Here is a 19,796-nt window from a genome sequence, read left to right as displayed (position 1 = left end):
CTCATGGTGGCATGTACGTACTGCGAGGCGGTCGCGTGGCGGACGTCGCGGGCACCCGCGAGGCCGACGTGGCGGTCGCGGACGGCGAGGTCGTCGCGGTCGGCGACTCGGCGACGGTCGACGACGCGGTCGCGGAGCGCGACGCGGGCGCGGCCACCGAGGTCGACGTCGGCGGGCGGGTCGTCGCGCCCGGGCTGATCGACGCGCACGTCCACGCGATGATGGACGGGCGGCCCGATGTCTCGACGGCGGTCTCCGAGAGCGACTACGCGGCGAGCTACCGGGCCGCGAGCAACCTCGAAGCCGCGGTCCAGGCGGGCGTCACGACCGTGCGCGACCTCGGCAGCCGCGGGACGCTCGCGCTCGACGCCGGGGAGGCCGTCGCCGCGGGCGACATCGACGGCCCGCGGGTGCTCGCCTGCGGCCGCAACGTGATCATGACCGGCGGCCACGGCAACTGGTTCGGGCGCGAGGCCGACGGCCCCGCGGAGGTGCGGAAGGCGGCCCGCGAACAGCTGAAGGCGGGCGCAGACGTGCTCAAGTGTATGGCGACCGGCGGCGTCCTCACCGAGGGCGCGGTGACGGGCGCGCCGGAGCTGACGCCGGAGGAGCTGGCCGCGTTCACCGACGCGGCCGCCCCGACCGACACGCCGACCGCGGCCCACGCCCACGGCGAGGTCGGAATCAAGAACGCGGTGGAGGCCGGCATCTCCAGCGTCGAACACGGGACGTTCATGGACCGCGAGGCCGCCGAGATGATGGCCGAGCGCGGCACCTACTGGGTGCCGACCGCGAGCGCGCTCCGCGGCATCGTCGACAACGGCGTCGAGGCCGGCATCCCCGAGGACGCCGTCGCGAAGGCCGAGGACGCCGCCGAGCGCTTCGACGACGCGTGGGACCACGCGCTCGACGCCGGCGTCCCGATCGCGATGGGGACGGACGCCGGCACGCCGTTCAACTTCTTCGAGGAGATCCCGCGGGAGATGGCGCACATGGTCGACTACGGCCTCTCGCCGGAGGCGGCCCTCGAAGCCGCCACCGTCAACGCCGCGGACCTGCTCGGACTCGACGACGTGGGGCGCGTCGCCGCGGGGTACCGAGCCGACCTCGTCGTCCTCGACGCCGACCCGACAGAAGACGTCGAAGCGTGGCAGGACCCGGACGCGGTGTTCGCGCGCGGCGAGCGCGTGAACTGAGAGAGAGTCGACTTCGGTGGGGATTTATAAGCGATTCATCGTGGTGCGAGGAACGTCTCCGAAGCCCCGCTCGTACGGTGCCGAATCGCCGTCGCCGAACTGACGGCGAACACTGTCGAGGCCCCAGTCGCTCGTTTATAAATATCCGACAGCGAGTCAGTGGTGGAGACATTCAAAGCCCCAGTCGCGAGGGCTCGGTGCGCTCGCTGCGCGCTTCAGTCGCTCGCGTTGCTCGCTCCCTCCAGTGCTTACGTCCCGCGCCTTCGCCCTCGCGACTGCCCCTTTGAGTCCCGCCCGGCACAGCACCGCACCTCACGCCTCCCCAGCCTCGCGGTTCGCGCTCTCCGAGCGCTCACCGCGTCCCTCGCGCGTGCGATTCGCGCCCTTCGGGCGCTCATCGGCACGCGCCGACCGCACTGCGCGTTCGATTTATAAATGGCCGTCGTCGCCGCGCGCAGGTTTTAATTGCGTCCCGCCGCCGTCGGTCTTCTCTCCCGGCGCGGAATGCGACGAACGGTCGCCTTTAACCCGAGCAGACGCAAGGATCGACCGATGACGAGCGCGCAATCCGGGTCGTCGACCCGGCACGCGGACCCGGACGAGAACCCCTACGTCGAAGACCCGCCGACCGACTTCGATCCGGTCGACGACTTCTCTCGCGAGGCGGCGGCCGACCAGGCGGCCCTGCTCCGGGCGGCCGTCCGCGAACACGACCACCGGTACTACGTCGAGGCCGACCCCCTCGTCTCCGACGAGGAGTACGACCGGCTGTTCGCCCGGCTGCGGGACCTCGAGGACGCGTTCGACCTCCCGACCGAGAACTCGCCGACCCGACGGATCGGCGGCGAGCCGCTCGACGGGTTGGAGACGGTCGAGCACGTCGCGCCGATGCGCTCGATCGACAACGACACCGACGCCGACGCGGTCCGCGAGTTCGACGAGCGCGTCCGCGGGGGGCTGGCGGACGCGGCGGGATCGGGCGATCTCCCCGGGTTCGACCCGGACGACCTCGCGTACGTCTGCGAGCCGAAGTTCGACGGCCTCTCGATAGAGGTGGTCTACGAGGACGGCGCGTACGTCCGCGCGGCCACGCGCGGCGACGGGCGAGAGGGCGACGACGTGACCGAGCAGGTCCGGACGATCGGCTCGGTTCCGGCCCGGCTCCGGGGCGACGACCACCCCGAGCGCCTCGCCGTTCGCGGGGAGGTCTACATGCCTCGCGCCGCCTTCGAGGCGTACAACGAGGAACTCATGGAGCGCGGCGAGGAGCCGTTCGCGAACCCCCGCAACGCCGCGGCCGGGACGCTCCGCCAGCTCGACCCCGCGGTCGTCGCCGAGCGTCCCCTCGACGTCTTCTTCTTCGACGTGCTGGCGTGGGAGGCGGACGCGGACGGCCCCGAACGCCCCGCGCGCCACCGCGACGCGCTCGACGCGTTCGAGTCCCTCGGGCTCCGGCGGAACGACCGCGTGGAAGTCGTCGACGACGTCGAGGCCGCGATCGACTACCGCGACGAGATCCTCGCCGCCCGCGACGACCTGAACTACGCCGTCGACGGCGTCGTGATCAAGGTCGACGCGCTCGCGCACCGCGAGGCGCTCGGGAGCACGTCTCGCGCGCCGCGCTGGGCGTTCGCGCACAAGTTCCCGCCCCGGACCGCGACGACAACGGTCGAGGGCGTGACGGTCCAGGTGGGTCGCACCGGCCGGCTCACGCCCGTCGCCGAGCTCGATCCCGTCGACGTCGGCGGCGTCACGGTCTCGCGCGCGACGCTCCACAACCCCGCCGAAATCGAGGCGCTCGGGGTGAACGTCGGCGACCGCGTCCGGATCTACCGCGCGGGCGACGTGATCCCCTACGTCCCGGAGGTCGTCGAGAAGCGCGGCGAGGGGGCCTACGAGTTCCCCGACGCTTGCCCGGTCTGCGGGGCCGCCGTCGAGCGCGACGGGCCGCTCGCGTTCTGTACCGGCGGGCTCGGCTGCCCCGCGCAGCTGGAGCGGGCGGTCGAACACTGGGCGCGCCGCGACGCGCTCGACGTGGAGGGGCTCGGGCCGGAGCGGGTCGAACAGCTCCGCGAGGCCGGCCTCGTCGCGTCGCTGCCGGACCTGTACGACCTGACCGCCGACGAGCTGGCGGCGTTGGAGGGGTGGGGCGAGACGAGCGCGGCGAACCTGATCGCGGAGCTCGACGCGACCCGCGACCCGCCGCTCGACGACTTCCTCGCCGGGCTCGGGATCCCGGACGTGGGCGCGACGACGGCCCGGGCGCTCGCCGCGCACTTCGGGACGCTCGACGCCCTCCTCGACGCCGACGAGGACGCCCTCCGCGAGGTCGACGACGTCGGCCCGGAGGTGGCCGCGTCGATCCGGGCGTTCTTCGACCGCGAGGAGAACCGCACCGCGATCGCGGGGCTCCGCGAGCGCGGCGTCGACCCCGAGCCGTTCGAGACCGACGCGGGCGACGCTCCGGCCGACGCGCTCGACGGCCTCACCTTCGTGTTCACGGGATCGCTGTCCGTCCCGCGGAGCGAGGCGCAGGCCCACGTCGAGGCGCGCGGCGCGTCGGCGACGTCGAGCGTCTCGGGCAACACGGACTACCTCGTCGCCGGCGAGAGTCCGGGTCGGTCGAAGCGCGACGACGCCGACGCGGAGGGCGTTCCGATCGTCGACGAGGCCGACTTCGCCGCCCTGCTCGCCGACCGCGGCGTCGACTGGCCGCCGACCGACGACTGAGGCGACGAGGGCGCGGTCGCCGCCGACCGCGCTCCGCGACGACCCACAACCCTTTATCAACTCACGCCGGAACCGGAAGACATGACCGCGATCGAACTGCGGGGCGTGACCAAGGAGTTCGCCGGCGTCACGGCCGTTCGCGACCTCGATCTCACCGTCGAAGACGGCGAGGTGTACGGGTTCCTCGGCCCGAACGGCGCGGGCAAGTCGACGACGATCGACATGCTCTTAGACCTCGTCCGCCCGACCGCCGGGACGGTCCGCGTGCTCGGAGCCGACGTGGCGACCGACGGGGTCGCGATCCGCCGCCGGACCGGCGTGCTCCCCGACGGCTTCTCGGTGTACGACCGCCTCTCCGGGCGGAAACACGTCGAGTTCGCCGTCGAGTCGAAGGACGCCGCCGACGACCCCGACGCGCTGTTGGCGCGCGTGGGCCTCGCCGACGCCGCGGATCGGGACGCCGGCGCGTACTCGAAGGGGATGCGCCAGCGGCTCGCCCTCGCGATGGCGCTCGTCGACGACCCCGACCTGCTGGTCCTCGACGAGCCGTCCGCCGGGCTCGACCCGGCCGGCGCGAAGGAGATGCGCGAGATCGTCCGCGCCGAGGCCGAGCGCGGCGCGACCGTCTTCTTCTCCTCGCACATCCTCGAACAGGTCGACGCCGTCTGCGACCGCGTCGGCATCCTCCGCGACGGCGAACTGGTGGCGGAAGACTCAGTCGAGGGACTCCGCGAGACCGTCGGCGGCGAGGAGACGCTCGAAGTCGCGGCCGCCGGTGCCGACGACGAGGCGGTGGCGACGGTCCGCGCGCTCGACGGCGTCTCGGGCGTCACCCGCGACGGCGACGAACTGGTGGTGAACTGCGACAGCGACGCGAAGACGGCGGTCATCGGGGCGCTGGAGGAGGCCGGCGTCGCGGTCGCCGACTTCCACACCCGCGAGGCCTCGCTGGAGGACCTCTTCTTGGCGTACACGGAGGGCGACGCGGCGACGCGCGACGCCGATTCCGCCGCGTCCACGCCGGCCGACGACGAACCGGCCGACGACGAACCGACTGACGACGGAACGGACGACGAACCGGCGGCCGAGGAGGTTGACCGATGAGCCTCGCCGCGATCGCCCGGAAGGACTTCCAAGAGACCGTTCAGTCCCGCGGCATGATCGCCTTGGTGGTGCTGTTCTCGCTGCTCGTCGCCGCGTTCGCGTACGCCGTCCGGCCCACCGGCCAGAGCGAGCAGTTCGCCACGGAGGTGCTGTTGAGCGTCTTCATCGGGCCCTTCCTCGTGACGACGCTCGTCCCGCTCGTCGGCGTCGTCGTCGGCTACAACGCCGTGAGCGGCGAGCGCGAGTCCGGCTCGCTGAAGCTGCTCTTATCGCTGCCGCACTCGCGGGCCGACGTGGTGTTCGGAAAAGTGGCCGGCCGCGCCGCGGCGCTCGCGCTCGCGGTGTTCGCCGGCTTCCTCCTGCCCGCGCTCGTGTTGATCGCCGCGCCCGTCGTCTTCAACGCCGGCGCGTTCCTCGGCTACACCGTCTTCGCGGCCGCGCTCGGCGTCGTCTTCGTCGCCATCGCCGTCGGCTGCTCGGCGGCGTCCGCGACCCAGCGCCGCGCGCTCATCGCCGGCGTCGCGATATACGTCCTCTTCGTCCTGCTGTGGGGCGCGATCACCGGCCGCCTCGTCGGAGCCGCCGGTCCCGTCGTCGACGCCCTTCCGGTGTCGGCGGCGCAGATCCGGGTGTTCCTCCGCGCCTCGAATCCCACGACCGCCGTCGAGGCGCTGTCGAACGCGTTCCTCGGCGAACAGCTGTTCAGCGGCGACACCGCGAACCAGCAGCTCTCCGCGGCCGCGATGTTGGTCTTCTGGACGCTCGCGCCGCCGCTCGCCGGCCTGCTGAAGTTCGACGCCGACGACCTCTGAGCGTCCCTCCGTACCTGCGGCTCGCGGAGTTGCTCGCCGCAGGAAGTGGGCTCGGGCGGGTTCGAACCTCACTCACTCCGCTCGCTGCGCTCGCTCCGTTCCCTGCTTCGAACCCGCCCCTCAGACACGCACACCGCTGTCGCTCACGGTGTGTTCGCGACAGCGAAGTGGGCTCGGGCGGGTTCGAACCGCCGATCTCAGCCTTGTAAAGGCCGCGTCATAACCAGCTAGACCACGAGCCCTCACCCGTTCGAACCCGCCGGGAGCGGAAAACGATTTCCTTCCGCGCCGCGAACCCCGCCCGTGAACCGCCGTCTCGTCGGGGCCGCGGCCGCGCTCGTCCTCCTCGCCGGCGTCGCCGTCGCCGCGACGAACCCGGCGCTCCTCGTCACCGGCTACGACACCGCCACGGTCGAGGCCGTCGACGGCGACACCGGCGAGTCGCTCGCGACCGTCGAGGCCCGGGTCGCAGACGGGCTCCTGAAACAGTACGTCGGGCTCTCCGCGACCGACGACCTCGACGCGGGCGAGGGGATGCTGTTCGTCCACGGCGACGTCGCGGAGCGCGCCTACGTGATGCGCGACATGGCGTTCCCCATCGACATCGTCTTCGTCGACGCCGACGGCACCGTCACGACGGTCCACGAGGCGGAACCGGAGTCGGGACCGCTCACCCGCTACGAGGGGACCGGCCGGTACGTCCTCGAAGTGCCCCGCGGGTGGAGCGAGCGCCACGGCGTCGACCCCGGGGACCGGATCCTGATCGACCGCGAGTGACGCCGCCGCGCGGTCGTCGCGCCCGGCGACGAAACCGCTTTCAGCGTCGCCGGCGTCGCTCCGACCATGACCGGACTCGCTCGCCGGGTCGCGTGGAACCTCCGCCACCGCTGGCGGCGGGTGTTCGTCCTCTGCGTCGTCGGCGCCGGCGTCGCCGCACCCCTCCTCACCGGCGTCTGGTGGTGGCTCCCGCTCGTGTGGTTCTTCGGCCTCTTCATCGCGCTCCCCGTCCTCCACGTCCTCACGAAGCCCGTCCCCGACGACGACGCCGACGAGGACGCGCACGCGACCGGCGACCCCGCGCTCGACGCCCTCCGCGAGCGGTACGCGAACGACGACATCGACGAGCGGGAGTTCGAGCGCAAGCTGGACCGCCTGTTGGAGACCGAAGACGCCGAGACGGTGGACGACCCCGCCGAAGACGTCGCGGGCAGGGTCCGCGAGGGCGTCCGACGCGAGGTCGAGCGGCTGCGGGAGTGAAAACGAGGCCGCCGCCTCCCGCCCGTTCGATCGAAGCGCGGTCCCGGCGCGCTACTCGTCGATCTCGCGGTTGTGTACCGCTTCTCCGGAGGTCCCGTCGAAGAGGTGGACCGTCTCTTCGGGGATCTCGACGGTGATCTCGTCGCCGGCCGAGACCTGCTGGAGACCGCCGACGGTGGCGATGAACGTCTCGCCCTCTGGCGCGTCCGCGAACCGGAGGTAGACGGTGTTCTCGTCGCCCATCGGCTCGACGACCTCGACGACCGTCGAGAAGGTGTGGTCGCCGGTCGAGTCGCCGGCCAGCGCGATGTCCTCCGGACGGATCCCGAGGGTGAGGTCCGTCACGTCGCCCACGTCGTCGAGCGTCGACGCCGAGAGCGAGTAGTCGAACACGTCGCCGACGAGGGTCTCGCCGTCCCGCTCGACGGGGAAGAAGTTCATCGACGGGTCGCCGATGAACCCGGCGACGAACCGGTTCGCCGGCTCGTGGTAACACTCCAGCGGCGTCGCGACCTGCTGGAGTTCGCCGGCGTTGAGGATCGCGATCCGGTCGCCCATCGTCATCGCCTCGGTCTGGTCGTGCGTGACGTACATCGTCGTCACGTCGAGTTCGTCCTGGAGGCGCTGGAGCTCCGTCCGCATCTCCGACCGGAGCTTGGCGTCGAGGTTGCTGAGCGGCTCGTCCATGAGGAACACCTCGGGGTCGCGGACGATCGCCCGCCCGAGCGCCACGCGCTGTCGCTGGCCGCCGGAGAGGTCGGCGGGCTTCCGGTCTAACAGCTCCGCGATGCCCATCGTCTCCGCGGCGTCGGCGACGCGCGTCTCGATCTCCCCGTCGGAGAGGTCCGTCGACTCCTCCAAGCCGAACGCCATGTTCCCCTCCACGGTCATGTGGGGGTACAGCGCGTACGACTGGAACACCATCGCGATGTCCCGGTGTTGCGGTTTCACGTCGTTGATCCGCTGGCCCGCCAGTCGGATCTCCCCGCTGGAGATCGTCTCCAGCCCCGCGACCATCCGGAGCGTCGTCGACTTGCCACAGCCCGAGGGGCCGACGACGACGAGGAACTCGCCGTCGCGCATCTCGATGTCGACGCCGTCGACGGCGACGATCTCGCCGTCGCCGTCGGGGAACACCTTCGTCACGCCGTCGAGTTCGAGCGTCCCCATCCTATCGCCCCCGCGATGCGGTGCGGCGGTTTGAGAGCGATACGTCCGGTCGGCTGCGTGAGTGCTGTCGAGTCATAGATTGCTGCTGGCGAGCGATGGCGGTCACGTCGCCACCCCCTCGGCGAACTCCTCGCCGAACGCGATGTACACCGCGAGCGTCGGGAGGGCGGCGATGAACGCGCCCGCCATGCGAAGCGCGAAGTCTTGACCTTCGAGCGACGTTCCCAGTCCCGCGAGGATCAACACGATCGGCGCGGCCGCGCTGGACTCCGTCTGGACCAACACGAGGGTGAACAGGAGGTCGTTCCAGATCTGCGTGAACTGATAGATCAGGACCACCGCGAACATCGGTCCCGAGAGCGGGAGCACGATGCGGCGGTAGATCCGGCGGATGGACGCGCCGTCCAGCCGCGCCGCCTCGATCATCTCCTCGCTCATGTTCTTGTAGTACGACCTGAACAGGACGGTACAGATCGGCAGGCCGTACGCCACGTGGGTGACGACCAGTTCGACGACGCCGGCGTAGTCGTTGTTGATCCCGAGCGCCCACAGGAACCCTAACCACTCCTGGAGCGGGACCATCGACCAGAACTGCGAGAGCGGCACGAGCACGGCCTGATACGGGATGAATATCCCGGCGACGAACAGCGCGAGGACCGGCGCCTTGTACTTCTGTTTCCAGTCCGACTGCGTGATCCCGTAGGCGGCGAAGCTCCCGAGGAGCGCCGAGATGACGGTCGCGGGGATCGCGTACAGCGCGCTGTTGATGAGTCCCCGCCCGAGCGCGTCGAACGCGGCCCGCCACTTCTCGAAGGTGAACGTGCCGCCCGTGGGCGGCGCGAAGGGGAGCGACCCGGAGACCCCGCTTGGGTTCTTGAACGAGGTGACGAGCCCCGACTCGATCGGAATCAGGAAGAACGTCAACATCCCGAGCAGCCCGAGGTACAGGAGCACCCGGTACCCGTCGATGCCCGCGAGCAGTCCCGCGGACGCTCCGGGGTCCGCTTCCGTTACCGTACCGCCGTCGGTTCGTGCGTCGTTGCTCATAGGTTCCCTCGATTGTACTGGTAGTAGAGGTACGGACCGACGATCCCGAGCGTCATGAGGAACAGAGTGATGGCGACCGCCGACGCGTACGCCCAGTTCAGGTTCGCGTACGCCTCGCGGACCATCTTCGTCGCGAGGATGTCTGCCCCGTTCGGCGGTCGGTAGCCGCCGACGAGCGAGTACAGGAAGTCGAACGCCTTCAGCGCGAACACCATCAGGACGACCGAGGCGCTGATCGTCGACCCCTTCAGCTGGGGGATGATCACGCGCCAGTACATCCTGACCGTCGAGGCCCCGTCCACCTTCGCCGCCTCGTAGTGCTCGTTCGGGATCGCTCGCAGGCCCGCGAGGAACACGACCATCGCGTACCCGGCGAACTGCCACATCAGCGCGAACATGACCGCCCAGAGGACGATGTCCGGGTTCCCGATCCAGTCGACTCGGCCGAGGCCGAGCGACGTGATCACGATGTTGATGACCCCGTTGTTGAAGTTGAACATCCACGCCCAGAACTGGGCGGTGACGACGAACGAGAGGCTCATCGGCAGCAGGTAGATCGTCCGGAACGTGTTCTCGAACCGGATGTTGCGGTCGATCAGGATCGCCAACCCGAGACCGAGCGCCAGCGTCACGAGGGTGAACCCGACGAGCAGGATGAAGGTGTTGATCGCGGCGTCGATGAACCCGCTGTCCGCCAACGCGCGGCTGTACATCTGGAGGTCGAGGTCGCCGTAGTCCGGCGTGCCGAATCCGCGGAAGTCCGTCAGCGATATCAGGAGGTTCCAGATGATCGCTCCGTAGACGAACAGCCCGACCAGGAGGAACGGCGGCAGCCAGAACTGCGACGACTCAACGAAGTCGCTGCCGAACCGCTCGTTCAGCGCGGCTATCGGACTGAACCCGGAGCGCTGCCCGCCCTCGGCGACGCCGCCGTCCGCGACCGCGTCGCCACTGTCGTCGCCGGTGTCTGTGTTTCGTGTCATATGGTTCTTCGTGCGCCGAAACCGCTAAAATCCGGTCGCATCGTGGACCGGAGTCAGTTAGAGACCGCGTCGACGAAGCCTTCCGTGGCGGCGTCGACGTTGTACGGTCCGGAGAATTCGCTGGAGATCACGTCGTTCAGTGTCGTCATGGTCTCCGAGGGGACGCCCAGCCCGTGCTGGAGGTTCGGCGGCCGCTCGTCGGCGCTGGCGAAGTCCTCCTGCGTCTCTTGGAGGTACGGGCCGAACTGGCTCATGTCCACGTCGGTGCGCGTCGGGATCGAGCCCTTATACTGGTTGAACGCGACCTGCGCCGCCTCGCTCCCGACGAAGGCCATGAACTGCTCCGTCGCGTCCGGACTCGGGTTGTCCGACGGGTAGAGGAACGAGTCGAAGTGGAGCATGTACATGCCCTCCGAGCCGGGGTACGTCTTGAAGCCCCAGTCCTCGTCGTAGGCGAAGTCCTCGGCGTTCCGGTAGGCACCGGCCGCCCAGTTCCCCTGATGGATGAACGCCGCGTTCCCCTCGATGATGTTCTGGTTGGACTCGGTGAGTCCGATCGAGGACGCGTCGTCGTTGATGTAGTTCCCGAGGATCTCGGCGAGCGACTCGAAGGTCGCGCGGACGGCGGCCTCGTCCGGGCTCCCGTCGATGAAGCTCATGTACGCGTCGTACCCCTCTTGACCGAGCATCGTCGAGGCGAACAGCTGGGTCGTCGTCCAGGTGCCGCTCGCGCCGTGGGTCATCGGAATCGCGTCGGTCTCGCTCTGGACCGTCTCCAGCGCGTCGATCAGCGCCGAGACGCTCGTCAGCGAGTCGGGGTCGACCCCCGCCTCCTCGACGACCGACGTGTTGTAGAACAGGCAGTTCAGCCGGTGCGAACCGAGCGGAACGCCCCGGTACGCGCCGTCGTACTGGTGGAGGTCGACCGCCTCCTCCACCATCACGTCCTCGAAGCCCTCGGACTCCCAGACGTCGCCGACCTCGCCCAGCACGCCCTCGTACCGCTGGAGGTTCGGGCCGGGCCAGTTGGCGAAGGAGCTCGGCGGGTCGCTGTTCTGAAGCCGGTTCGCGACGACCGCGTCGAGGTTCTGGTTCCCGCCGCCGCCGATCGGGTTGAACTCGTGGTCGACGTCCGGATACTCCTCGTCGAAGGCGGAGACGAGCGCCTCCGCCGCGCGAGCGCCGTCGCCGCCGGTCCACGCGTGGAGGACCTCCAGCGTGTTTCCGCCGCCGTCGCCGCCGTCACTCCCGTCGCTGCCGTCGCCGCCGCCGGAACAGCCAGCGAGCCCTGCGAGCGTCGCTGCCCCCGTCGCTCCGACGAAGTGTCGCCGCGACAACCGCTTGTCTTGATCTGTCATGGTACTTCACGATGTACAATGGATCTTTGGCATATATACTTACTCATTCTTTTAGAACAATTTCTGAAGTACACTTTTAACGAGTGTCAGCGGTCGTATCGCCGTGTCCCGTTTTTCATCCGTCCGACGACGGACCGACGAGCATACTACGGTTCGGGAGATGAGCGTACCCATGCGTCCCTCGACCGCCGCCGTCACGTACCCGATCGCCGGCGACGCCGCGGAGCGGCCGCTGCTCGCCGTCTGGCTGCTGTTCGCGCTGTCGGTCGTCGTCCCCGTGCTCCCGGCGGTGCCGGTCGTCGGGTACCTCGTCCGCGTGCTGGCCGCCAGCGAGCGCGGCGAGTCGATCCCGCCGTTCCTCTCCGCGCCGCGGACGCTCGTCCGCCGCTCGGTCGGGGGAGCGGTCGTCTCTCTGGCGTTCCTCGGCGTCCCGTTCGCCGCCCTCCTCGTGACGCTCTACGGGGTCGTCTCGCTGGAGCCCGGCGCGAACGCGCCGGTCGGTCGCATCCTCGCTGGCTCGACGGCCGTCCTCTTCCTCGGGATCCTCGGGACGTACCTCGCCCCGATCGCGTTGACCGTGTACGGGCGCGAGGGGTCGCTCCGCCGGGCGTTCTCCCCGGACGCCCTCCGCCCGGTCGCCGGGCACGCGGCCTACTTCTTCGGGTGGACGCTCGGCTTCACCGCCCTCGTCGTCACCGTCGGCCTCGCCGGCGCGCTGTTCACCGTCTCGCGCGCCGGGCCGCTGTTCGGGACGTTCGTCCTCGCCTACGGCCTCCTCGTGGCCGCGTACCTCTGGGGCCGCGCCGTCGAGCGCGCGAGGCGACGATAGGGGTTCGGACCGCCGCCGCGACCGACCGATTCTTGAGCGCGCGGCCCCGAGTCGTCGGTAATGCAGGGGCCGCTCTGGATAGACACGCACGCGCCCGATCTCGACGAGATCCGGCAGGACGAGGCCCGCGATCGCCTGCGCCGGGCCGTCGACGAGCCGATGAACCTCGTCGTTCAGGGGCCGCCGGGGGTCGGGAAGACGGCGGCGGCGCGGGCGCTCGCCGACGCGTCGCACGCCGACCCGGACGCCGACCTGATCGAGATCAACGTCGCCGACTTCTTCGGCCGGACGAAAAAGGAGATCCGCACCGACCCGCGCTTCGAGGGGTTCCTCGAAGGGCGGAGCCGGATGGCGAAACGGGACATGATAAACCGCGTGCTGAAGGAGTCCGCGTCGTACGCGCCGATGTCCGGCGAGTACAAGACGGTCCTGTTGGACAACGCGGAGGCGATCCGCGAGGACTTCCAGCAGGCGCTGCGCCGCGTGATGGAGAAGCACCACCGGACCACGCAGTTCGTGATCGCGACCCGCCAGCCCTCGAAGCTCATCGCTCCGATCCGGTCGCGCTGTTTCCCCGTCCGCGTGCGCTCCCCCACGACCGACGAGACGATCGACGTCCTCGAGACGATCTGCGACCGCGAGGGCGTCGAGTACGACGGCGACGGGCTGGAGTTCGTCGCCAGCGCGGCCGGCGGCGACCTCCGCGAGGCGATCCTCTCGGCGCAGGCGACCGCCGTGGAGGGCGAGGAAGTCACCATGTCGACCGCCTACGAGACGCTCGGCGACGTCGGCGACGACGACGCGCTCCGCGAGGCGCTCGCCGCCGCCCGCGGCGGCGACCTGAAGGACGCGCGCTCGACGCTCGACGACCTCCTCGACGAGGGGTACGACGGGCAGGAGCTGCTCCGCGAGACGCTCCGCGTCGCCCGCGCCGGCTCCGAGTACGGCGGCGACGACCTCGCGCGGCTCCACGCGCTCGCGGGCGAGGCCGACCTCGACCTCTCGGACGGGCTCGACGACGCGACCCACCTCGTCCACCTGCTCGCGGCGTGGGCGGCCGGGCGGACCGGACTCTCGCCCGAGCTTCGGGACGCCGAGGTGGCCCCGTGAGCCGAGCGCCGCCGCTCTCGCGGCTCCTCCCGTTCCCGGTGGTCGACGCCGCGTGGGACCTGGCGCTCGTCCCGGCGCTCGCGGGGGCCGTCGCGCTGCCGTTCCTCCCCCCGGTCGGCGTCGCCCTCGTCGCGCTCGCCGTCGGCACCCTCTGGTTCCACCGCGACCCGGAGCGCGAGCCGCCCGACGTCGCGGAGACGGTCGTCGCCCCGGCCGACGGTACCGTCTCCGTCGTGCGCGAGGAGGGGTCGCGGCTGCGCGTCGGCGTGTTCATGAACGTCACCGACGTCCACGTCAACCGCGCGCCGCTCGCGGGCGAGGTCCGCGAGGTCCGCCACCGCCCCGGCGCGAACCGCCCCGCGTTCGACAAGGAGTCGGACCGCAACGAGCAGGTCGCGATCGACTTCGGCGACTACGAACTGCTCGTCATCGCCGGCTGGTTCGCCCGCCGGATCCACCCGTCGGTCGAGGCGGGCGACCGGGTCGAGCGCGGCGACCGCGTCGGCCACGTCTCGTTCGGCTCGCGCGCGGACGTGGTGTTGCCCGCGGACGTGACCCGCGAGGAACTGCTCGTCACCGAGGGCGACAGCGTCCGCGCGGGCGAGACGATCGTCGCGGAGCGGTCGGCCGTCTCGGCGTCGTCGTCGGCCTCGGAAACGCCGGACGCCGAGACCTAGCGACAGCCCCCCGTCGCGCTCGCGGTTCGGGCACACGCTTTTGTTTCGCGGTGGTGACGGATCCCTGTATGTCAGAGAAGACCATCCACGAGTCGACGCGGTCGCGGAGCCGACAGGGACTGGCGACCTACCTCCGGCGGATCGCTCGGGCGCTGGGACGCGGCGAACCGGTCCCGGTCGACGACGAGGGAACGGTGACCGTCGACGCGGCCGGGACCGGCGACGTCGAGGTCGAACTCGAACGCGTAGACGGGACGGTCCACCTCGAAGTCGAGATGGAGTGGCCCGACGAGGAGGCCGAGATCGACGTCGAGGCGGCCGCGAGCAAGGGGACGTTCGAGCTGTACGCCGACAGCGCCGACCAGTACCGCTGGCGGCTCCGCCACGACAACGGAAACGTCATCGCCGACGGCGGCGAGGGGTACGCCGACAAGCGCGACGCCCGCTCGGGGATCGAGAGCGTCCAGCGGAACGCGCCGGGCGCGCACGTGATCGACGTCTCGCGCGACGAGGAAGCGCCCGACGAGGGGGGTAGCGACGCGACGTTCGAACTGTTCCGCGACAAGGCGGACGAGTACCGCTGGCGGCTCCGCCACGACAACGGAAACGTCATCGCGGACGGCGGGCAGGGGTACGCCTCCAAACAGAAGGCGAAACAGGGGCTCCGCAGCGTCAAGTCGAACGCGCCGGGCGCGGCCGTCGAGGAGCCCGAGGAGTAGCTCGCGGCCTCGCCTCGTCTCCGCCGCGGCTCCGACCCGCCTCGTCCGATCCCGACCGGACCGACCGCGGACCGCACCGCTTATTCGCCGGCCCTCACTACCTCGGGCCGACATGGACGCGCTCGACGCTAAGTACCCGTTCTTCGCGAGCGCCCGCGAGGCGGTCGCGTCGGCCGGGGTGTCGCTGCCCGACCTCGTCGCGGCCGACGCCCCCGCCGTCGAGCGCGCCCGCGAGCGCGTCGAGCGCGCGCTACTCGAAGGCACGGTCGCCTCCGAGAGCGGCGCGTTCCCCGGCGAGTCGTCGTCCGACGCGCAGGCGGAGCTGCTCTCGTACCCCATCGCGCGGATCCTCGTCTCGCTGCTCGACTCCGGCCCCGCCATCGAGAAGTACGCCGCGGCGGAGGCGGCGACCGCCATGGAGCGGGTCCGCCGCGATCTGGAGGCCGACGACGACCTGCGGTCGGTGTCGTCGGCGACGGTCGCGCTCGACGACCTGCTCGCCGAGTTCGACCTCGCCGACGCCGTGCGTCCGGACGCGACCGCGCCGGCGGGCGCTCGCGGCGGCGTCGCCGGCGGCGCGGGCGGGACCGGTCGCGACCCCGACGGCTACCGGATCGACGTCGGGCCGTACCTCCGGCTCACCTCCCCCGAGTGGGGGGACTCGTGGCGGCTCGTCAACCGCGCGCTCGCCGACGGCGCGGTGCGCGTCTCCCGCGACGAACTGCTCGCGGCGCTGGAGGCCGCCGTCGAGGAGCGGGTCGCCGAGGGGCTCCCCTTCGAGGACCTCGGGGAGCCGCTCGCCGAGGCGCTCGAACCGCGCGTGGCCGACCTCCGGCGGCTGCTCTCCGAGCGGACGTACACCGAGCCGCCGGACGTCGTCGCGCCCGCGCTGTTCCCGCCGTGTATGACCAACCTGATCGAGAAGGCCGAGCGCGACGTGACGCTCTCCGCGGCCGAGTCGTTCGCGCTGATGGCGTTCCTCGTCGGCATCGGGATGACGCCCGACGAGGTGGTCGCGTTCTGCGCGGACACGAGCCTCGACGCCGAGGGGATCCGCTACCAGACCGAGTTCCTGACCGACGACCGGGGCACACAGTACCCGCCGCCGACCTGCGAGACGCTCGCGAACTACGGGATCTGCCACAACGAGGACGACCACATGCAGGTCGCGGCCGACCCGCTCTCGTACTACGAGACGCGGGTGGCGGCCGCCGACGAGGTGACGGACTGGCGGGACGAGCGAGACGCGGAGGAGACGGAAGAAGCGTGAACGCGACGGGGCGAGCGAAGCGACACCGCGGCGGCGCGCCCGACTACGACTCGTCGTCCGCGCGCATCAGGTACGTCCCGACGCCGGCCATCAGCAGGACGAACCCGGCGAGCAGCCCAACGAGGGCGATCGCTCCGGCCTCCGGGAGGACCGTCGACCCGCCGAAGGTGACGCCGATCGCGACCAACCCGACGATGAACACCGCGGCCGCCGCCAGCGAGACGGTGATCTGCCGACGGAGTTCCGCGTCGATTTCCATGACTGCGATTTTCCGTCGCCACTAAAAAAGGACTTCGATGAAGGCGGCGGTCGCTCCCGGATTCGGACGTCCGCGCGACCCGAAACGCCGGTTTCGGGCGGGTCGGCGGTGCGTTTACCCGTCTTGGCCGCCTACGCTCGGTCGAAGCGAGGCCCCGGCCTCGCGGTCGTCTCATGACGCACACCCGAAACACGGCCGCGTCACCCGCCGCCGAATCGCCCCGCCGCGACTCCCCGTCACCGACGGATCTCGCCGCCCTCGACGCGCGCTCCGAGCGCGCCCTGACGGAGGCGATGACCGTCCGTCGGCTCCCGGACCGCCGGTACGTCGTCGAGACCGACGGCGGCACGTACGTCGTCGCCCTCGACGCCGGCGACTGTACCTGCCCCGACCACGCGATCCGCGGGGCTCGGTGTAAGCACCTCCGCCGCGTCGCGATGGCGGTGACCGCGGGGACGGTTCCGGCCCCCGGCGAGCGCGTCGGTGCCTGCGCGGTCTGCGGGCGCGAGACGTTCGTCCCGGTCGACGCCGCGGGCTCGTACCTCTGTGACCGGCACGCGTTCGAACCGGGCGACGCCGTCGCCGACCGCGAGACCGGGAAGCGACTGGTCGTGACGGCGGTCACGACCGACCGGGCCGACGCGTACCGGACCGACGAGGGCCGCCTCGTCGCCGCGTACGACGCCAACGAGGCGTACGGCGCGCACGAGCCGGTCGTCGAGGCCGTCTACGCCGAGTCGCTCCGCCCGGATCGGCTCCCCTCCGACGTCGACTCGTACGCCTTCCCCGCCTCGCGGCTCACCGCGCGAGGAAACTGATGTCCCGGCGGAGCGTGTACCCCTGCGGGACGCCCACGACCCCGAGGCACTCCTCGCACAGCGCCCGCTCGTAGTCGCGGTTGGTCTCCTTTTCGAGCAGCGAGACGTCTTCGAGCGGGAACACCGACTCGCAGCGATCGCACTCCGCCTTGTCGCCGTCGACGATCTTCATCGGTCCACCGTTTCCGCGATTGACACATAAACTCGCGGACGGCGTTATCACTTCGGATAGCGGGTCTCGGAAAAAATTCGCGTTCGGGCGTCGATCGACGCGGTCGGAGGTTCGGGCGGTCCGGCGTTAGCCGAAGAGCTCGCCGAGGCCCTCGCCGCCGTCGTCGTCCTCGTCGTCGTCGTCCGCCTCGTCGGCGGCCTCGGCCTCGGCCTCGTCCTCGTCGTCGTCGTCCGCCTCGTCGGCGGACGCGTCGGCCTCGGCGGCGCCACCGGCGGACGCGCCGGCGGCGGGGGCCGCGGCGGCCGTCTCGATGGCCTCCTCGATGTCGACATCCTCCAGCGCGGCGACGAGCGCCTTGACGCGGGACTCCTCGACGTCGACGCCGGCGGCTTCCAGCACGCCGGTGACGTTGTCTTCGTTGATCTCTTCGCCAGTCTCGTTCAGGATGAGCGCAGCGTAAACGTATTCCATTGGTGTGTACCTCGTGTTATCCGAACATCGCGCCGAGACCTTCGCCGCCGTCGTCGCCGTCGTCGTCGTCGGCGTCGTCGGCGTCGGCCTCCTCGGCGTCTTCCGTCTCTTCGTCAGCCTGTTCCTCCTCGTCGGCGTCGTCGGTCGCCGGCTTCGCCGCCGGCGCGGCCTCGACGCCTTGGAGCTCCTCGGGGAGCGCCTCGTCGTCGTCGATCTGTGCCGCGAGCGCGCGCAGCTGGGCGTCGGCCTTCCCGATCAGGTCGGGCACGACGTCCGGGCTCTCGATCTCCGCGAACAGCCCGACGGACTTCGCCTCGCCGGACGCCTTCGCGAGAAGGGTGCCGGCGGTGGCGGCCGTCGGGTACGCGGCGTTGACGGAGAGGTTCCGCGCGGCGGCCGCGGCGGACCGGATGTCCGCCTCGTACTCGTCGACGTCGAGTTCGAGCTCTTCCGGCTCGAACAGGACGCCCTCGGAGTAGACGGCCCGCAGGTCCAGGCCGACCTCCTTGGGCTCGATGCCGAGCTCGACGAGGACGTTCGCGAGGTCGTTGTCGACGACCTCGCCCTCCTCCAGCACGGTCGAGTCCTCGGTCACCTTGATCGAGCCGTCCATGATGCGGGCGGACGCGCCGACCGTCTGGAGCTCGCCGACGAACGGTCCCGGGTCGACGCCGGTGTCGCCCTCGGGGATCACGATGTCGTTGGGGGCCACCTCGCCCTCGTTGATCGGGGCGGGGGTCTTCGAGGCTTCGAGCTGTTTGAAGAGGCCGAACGGGTTGTCGTTGGTGCCGACGAGCGCCACCTGGCCGCTGACGTACTCCGTCAGCGCCTCGACGCCGTCGTCGACCTCCTCGAGCGCTCGGGTCGTGAGCGTGTTGCGGCTCATGCGGACGCCGGCCGAGCCGTGGAGCTCCCGGCGCATGGCCTGGAGCTGTCGGCTCGGGATGCCGGCGACGCCGACGATCCCGACGGACGCGTACGAGTCGATGAACTCGACGAGCTCGTCGACCTCCTCGCGTTTCCACTCGGGGATCGTCTCGGTCTTGCGGACCGAGCTCATACGGGCACCTCCCGCGCGGGACCCATCGTGGTCTTCACGTAGATCCCGTCGATGTTGAGCGGGCCCTTCTCGAGGTTCGCTTCGAGTCGCCGGATGATGACGTCGATGTTGTCCGTGATCGCGTCGGCGCCCATGTCCTCGGCGCCGACGCGGGTGTGGAACGTGCGCCGGTCGCGCGACCGGAGCTGCACCGTGTTCTTCATCCGATTGACTGTGTCGACGACGTCGTCGTCCGGCTGTAGTGGGGTAGGCATCTTCCCGCGCGGACCGAGGACGGTACCGAGGTACCGACCGATGTCCTGCATCAGGTTGGCCTCCGCGACGAAGAAGTCGGTCTCGTCGGCGAGGTCCTTTGCGCGGTCGTCGTCGTCTCCTAGGTCTTCGAGGGCGTCGCTGTCCAGCACTTCGTCAGCGACCTCCTCTGCGCGGACGGCGGTTTCGCCCTCCGCGAAGACGACGATCTGTGTCTCCTGCCCCGTTCCAGCCGGCAGCACGACGGACTCGTCGATACGGTTCGACGGATCGTTGAGGTCGAGGTCTCGCAGGTTGATCGCGATGTCCACGGTCTCGCGGAAGTTCCGCTCGGGCGCATCGTCGAGTGCGAGGGTTACGGCCTCTTGTATTGTGTCTGCCATTTTCACCTCCGTAGTACGCAGGTCGCTCCTACGGGTCAGTGAAACAGGCGAAGCCTGTCTCATCGGAGAGTGGTTCATCGGAGGTTTAAAAGCGTCGAAGCGCCCGCCGCCGTGTGAAC

The 19,796-nt window shown here is 70.5% G+C and carries 21 protein-coding genes and 1 tRNA gene; 12 read left to right on the top strand and 10 right to left on the bottom strand.

Translation table 11 applies throughout. The annotated features are described in order from the left end of the window. Positions 1–11: 11 nt before the first annotated feature. The 4 genes from C464_RS14885 to C464_RS14870 all read left to right on the top strand — a co-directional run bounded on the left by C464_RS14885 (position 12) and on the right by C464_RS14870 (position 5,842). Complete coding sequence (locus C464_RS14885) at positions 12–1,196, top strand: metal-dependent hydrolase family protein (RefSeq protein WP_193366021.1); 1,185 nt, start codon at positions 12–14, stop codon at positions 1,194–1,196. Positions 1,197–1,748: 552 nt separating this feature from the next. After that, complete coding sequence (ligA, locus tag C464_RS14880) at positions 1,749–3,926, top strand: NAD-dependent DNA ligase LigA (RefSeq protein ID WP_006114579.1); 2,178 nt, start codon at positions 1,749–1,751, stop codon at positions 3,924–3,926. An 81-nt stretch (positions 3,927–4,007) separates the two neighbouring features. Next, positions 4,008–5,030 carry an ABC transporter ATP-binding protein gene (locus tag C464_RS14875; protein ID WP_006114578.1) on the top strand — a complete coding sequence of 341 codons (1,023 nt, stop codon included), beginning with the start codon at positions 4,008–4,010 and terminating at the stop codon, positions 5,028–5,030. Further along, positions 5,027–5,842 carry an ABC transporter permease subunit gene (locus C464_RS14870; RefSeq protein ID WP_006114577.1) on the top strand — a complete coding sequence of 272 codons (816 nt, stop codon included), beginning with the start codon at positions 5,027–5,029 and terminating at the stop codon, positions 5,840–5,842. Before C464_RS14875 ends, C464_RS14870 begins: the two co-directional genes overlap by 4 nt. A gap of 168 nt (positions 5,843–6,010) precedes the next feature. Here the strand turns inward: C464_RS14870 and C464_RS14865 are convergent. Further along, positions 6,011–6,084: transfer RNA gene (locus C464_RS14865), tRNA-Val, on the bottom strand. Between the two features lie 61 nt (positions 6,085–6,145). Between C464_RS14865 and C464_RS14860 the strand changes: the two genes are divergently transcribed. Both C464_RS14860 and C464_RS14855 read left to right on the top strand, forming a co-directional pair. Continuing rightward, positions 6,146–6,619, top strand: coding sequence for a DUF192 domain-containing protein (locus C464_RS14860; RefSeq protein ID WP_006114576.1), 474 nt, complete (start codon positions 6,146–6,148; stop codon positions 6,617–6,619). 66 nt (positions 6,620–6,685) lie between these two features. Next, on the top strand, positions 6,686–7,099 hold the full coding sequence (locus tag C464_RS14855) for an SHOCT domain-containing protein (protein WP_006114575.1): 414 nt from the start codon (positions 6,686–6,688) through the stop codon (positions 7,097–7,099). Positions 7,100–7,150: 51 nt separating this feature from the next. Here the strand turns inward: C464_RS14855 and C464_RS14850 are convergent, their stop codons facing one another. From C464_RS14850 to C464_RS14835, 4 genes are all read right to left on the bottom strand, one after another. After that, positions 7,151–8,269, bottom strand: coding sequence for an ABC transporter ATP-binding protein (locus C464_RS14850; protein ID WP_006114574.1), 1,119 nt, complete (start codon positions 8,267–8,269; stop codon positions 7,151–7,153). Positions 8,270–8,371: 102 nt separating this feature from the next. After that, positions 8,372–9,316 carry a carbohydrate ABC transporter permease gene (locus C464_RS14845; protein WP_006114573.1) on the bottom strand — a complete coding sequence of 315 codons (945 nt, stop codon included), beginning with the start codon at positions 9,314–9,316 and terminating at the stop codon, positions 8,372–8,374. Further along, a complete protein-coding gene (locus C464_RS14840) occupies positions 9,313–10,299 on the bottom strand; it encodes a carbohydrate ABC transporter permease (RefSeq protein ID WP_006114572.1) in 987 nt (328 codons plus the stop codon). The genes C464_RS14845 and C464_RS14840 overlap by 4 nt, the downstream gene beginning before the upstream one ends. A gap of 53 nt (positions 10,300–10,352) precedes the next feature. Beyond that, positions 10,353–11,657, bottom strand: a complete 1,305-nt coding sequence (locus tag C464_RS14835) for an ABC transporter substrate-binding protein (protein WP_006114571.1) — start codon at positions 11,655–11,657, stop codon at positions 10,353–10,355. Positions 11,658–11,829: 172 nt separating this feature from the next. Here C464_RS14835 and C464_RS14830 point away from each other — a divergent pair, with 172 nt between their 5' ends. The 5 genes from C464_RS14830 (at position 11,830) to C464_RS14810 (ending at position 16,262) form a co-directional block, all read left to right on the top strand. Further along, positions 11,830–12,486, top strand: coding sequence for a DUF4013 domain-containing protein (locus C464_RS14830; protein WP_006114570.1), 657 nt, complete (start codon positions 11,830–11,832; stop codon positions 12,484–12,486). Between the two features lie 60 nt (positions 12,487–12,546). Further along, complete coding sequence (locus tag C464_RS14825; RefSeq protein WP_006114569.1) at positions 12,547–13,596, top strand: AAA family ATPase; 1,050 nt, start codon at positions 12,547–12,549, stop codon at positions 13,594–13,596. Continuing rightward, positions 13,593–14,273 (top strand): protein sorting system archaetidylserine decarboxylase, encoded by a 681-nt coding sequence (locus C464_RS14820; RefSeq protein WP_006114568.1) that lies wholly within the window; start codon positions 13,593–13,595, stop codon positions 14,271–14,273. The genes C464_RS14825 and C464_RS14820 overlap by 4 nt, the downstream gene beginning before the upstream one ends. 68 nt (positions 14,274–14,341) lie before the next feature. Beyond that, on the top strand, positions 14,342–14,992 hold the full coding sequence (locus C464_RS14815; protein WP_006114567.1) for an HVO_2922 family protein: 651 nt from the start codon (positions 14,342–14,344) through the stop codon (positions 14,990–14,992). Positions 14,993–15,104: 112 nt separating this feature from the next. After that, the gene (locus tag C464_RS14810; RefSeq protein ID WP_006114566.1) at positions 15,105–16,262 is read left to right on the top strand and encodes a DNA primase large subunit; all 1,158 of its coding nucleotides are present in this window, start codon (positions 15,105–15,107) and stop codon (positions 16,260–16,262) included. Positions 16,263–16,305: 43 nt separating this feature from the next. Here C464_RS14810 and C464_RS14805 read toward each other — a convergent pair whose 3' ends face one another. Further along, positions 16,306–16,521 (bottom strand): DUF7472 family protein, encoded by a 216-nt coding sequence (locus tag C464_RS14805; RefSeq protein WP_006114565.1) that lies wholly within the window; start codon positions 16,519–16,521, stop codon positions 16,306–16,308. A 173-nt stretch (positions 16,522–16,694) separates the two neighbouring features. Here C464_RS14805 and C464_RS14800 point away from each other — a divergent pair, with 173 nt between their 5' ends. Beyond that, complete coding sequence (locus C464_RS14800) at positions 16,695–17,339, top strand: SWIM zinc finger family protein (RefSeq protein WP_006114564.1); 645 nt, start codon at positions 16,695–16,697, stop codon at positions 17,337–17,339. Here the strand turns inward: C464_RS14800 and C464_RS14795 are convergent. The 4 genes from C464_RS14795 to C464_RS14780 all read right to left on the bottom strand — a co-directional run bounded on the left by C464_RS14795 (position 17,320) and on the right by C464_RS14780 (position 19,677). After that, positions 17,320–17,511 (bottom strand): hypothetical protein, encoded by a 192-nt coding sequence (locus tag C464_RS14795; RefSeq protein WP_006114563.1) that lies wholly within the window; start codon positions 17,509–17,511, stop codon positions 17,320–17,322. The two genes, C464_RS14800 and C464_RS14795, sit on opposite strands and share 20 nt — an antisense overlap. A gap of 126 nt (positions 17,512–17,637) precedes the next feature. Next, positions 17,638–17,982 (bottom strand): 50S ribosomal protein P1, encoded by a 345-nt coding sequence (rpl12p, locus tag C464_RS14790; protein ID WP_006114562.1) that lies wholly within the window; start codon positions 17,980–17,982, stop codon positions 17,638–17,640. A 16-nt stretch (positions 17,983–17,998) separates the two neighbouring features. Beyond that, positions 17,999–19,042: a 50S ribosomal protein L10 gene (locus tag C464_RS14785; RefSeq protein ID WP_006114561.1), complete on the bottom strand. Its 1,044-nt coding sequence runs from the start codon at positions 19,040–19,042 to the stop codon at positions 17,999–18,001. Next, positions 19,039–19,677 carry a 50S ribosomal protein L1 gene (locus tag C464_RS14780; protein ID WP_006114560.1) on the bottom strand — a complete coding sequence of 213 codons (639 nt, stop codon included), beginning with the start codon at positions 19,675–19,677 and terminating at the stop codon, positions 19,039–19,041. Before C464_RS14780 ends, C464_RS14785 begins: the two co-directional genes overlap by 4 nt. Positions 19,678–19,796 lie beyond the last annotated feature (119 nt).

Origin of the sequence: Halorubrum coriense DSM 10284 (assembly GCF_000337035.1) — an archaeon.
GTDB classification, from domain to species: domain Archaea; phylum Halobacteriota; class Halobacteria; order Halobacteriales; family Haloferacaceae; genus Halorubrum; species Halorubrum coriense.
This window is presented reverse-complemented; position numbering and strand designations above follow the sequence as displayed.

What these genes read in the sequence shown, in the direction of transcription:
- C464_RS14885 (WP_193366021.1), top strand. Translation starts at nt 12, where the DNA reads ATGTACGTACTGCGAGGCGGTCGCGTGGCGGACGTCGCGGGCACCCGC.
- ligA (WP_006114579.1), top strand. Translation starts at nt 1,749, where the DNA reads ATGACGAGCGCGCAATCCGGGTCGTCGACCCGGCACGCGGACCCGGAC.
- C464_RS14875 (WP_006114578.1), top strand. Translation starts at nt 4,008, where the DNA reads ATGACCGCGATCGAACTGCGGGGCGTGACCAAGGAGTTCGCCGGCGTC.
- C464_RS14870 (WP_006114577.1), top strand. Translation starts at nt 5,027, where the DNA reads ATGAGCCTCGCCGCGATCGCCCGGAAGGACTTCCAAGAGACCGTTCAG.
- C464_RS14855 (WP_006114575.1), top strand. Translation starts at nt 6,686, where the DNA reads ATGACCGGACTCGCTCGCCGGGTCGCGTGGAACCTCCGCCACCGCTGG.
- C464_RS14850 (WP_006114574.1), bottom strand. Translation starts at nt 8,269, where the DNA reads ATGGGGACGCTCGAACTCGACGGCGTGACGAAGGTGTTCCCCGACGGC.
- C464_RS14845 (WP_006114573.1), bottom strand. Translation starts at nt 9,316, where the DNA reads ATGAGCAACGACGCACGAACCGACGGCGGTACGGTAACGGAAGCGGAC.
- C464_RS14840 (WP_006114572.1), bottom strand. Translation starts at nt 10,299, where the DNA reads ATGACACGAAACACAGACACCGGCGACGACAGTGGCGACGCGGTCGCG.
- C464_RS14835 (WP_006114571.1), bottom strand. Translation starts at nt 11,657, where the DNA reads ATGACAGATCAAGACAAGCGGTTGTCGCGGCGACACTTCGTCGGAGCG.
- C464_RS14830 (WP_006114570.1), top strand. Translation starts at nt 11,830, where the DNA reads ATGCGTCCCTCGACCGCCGCCGTCACGTACCCGATCGCCGGCGACGCC.
- C464_RS14825 (WP_006114569.1), top strand. Translation starts at nt 12,547, where the DNA reads ATGCAGGGGCCGCTCTGGATAGACACGCACGCGCCCGATCTCGACGAG.
- C464_RS14815 (WP_006114567.1), top strand. Translation starts at nt 14,342, where the DNA reads ATGTCAGAGAAGACCATCCACGAGTCGACGCGGTCGCGGAGCCGACAG.
- C464_RS14810 (WP_006114566.1), top strand. Translation starts at nt 15,105, where the DNA reads ATGGACGCGCTCGACGCTAAGTACCCGTTCTTCGCGAGCGCCCGCGAG.
- C464_RS14805 (WP_006114565.1), bottom strand. Translation starts at nt 16,521, where the DNA reads ATGGAAATCGACGCGGAACTCCGTCGGCAGATCACCGTCTCGCTGGCG.
- C464_RS14800 (WP_006114564.1), top strand. Translation starts at nt 16,695, where the DNA reads ATGACGCACACCCGAAACACGGCCGCGTCACCCGCCGCCGAATCGCCC.
- C464_RS14795 (WP_006114563.1), bottom strand. Translation starts at nt 17,511, where the DNA reads ATGAAGATCGTCGACGGCGACAAGGCGGAGTGCGATCGCTGCGAGTCG.
- rpl12p (WP_006114562.1), bottom strand. Translation starts at nt 17,982, where the DNA reads ATGGAATACGTTTACGCTGCGCTCATCCTGAACGAGACTGGCGAAGAG.
- C464_RS14785 (WP_006114561.1), bottom strand. Translation starts at nt 19,042, where the DNA reads ATGAGCTCGGTCCGCAAGACCGAGACGATCCCCGAGTGGAAACGCGAG.
- C464_RS14780 (WP_006114560.1), bottom strand. Translation starts at nt 19,677, where the DNA reads ATGGCAGACACAATACAAGAGGCCGTAACCCTCGCACTCGACGATGCG.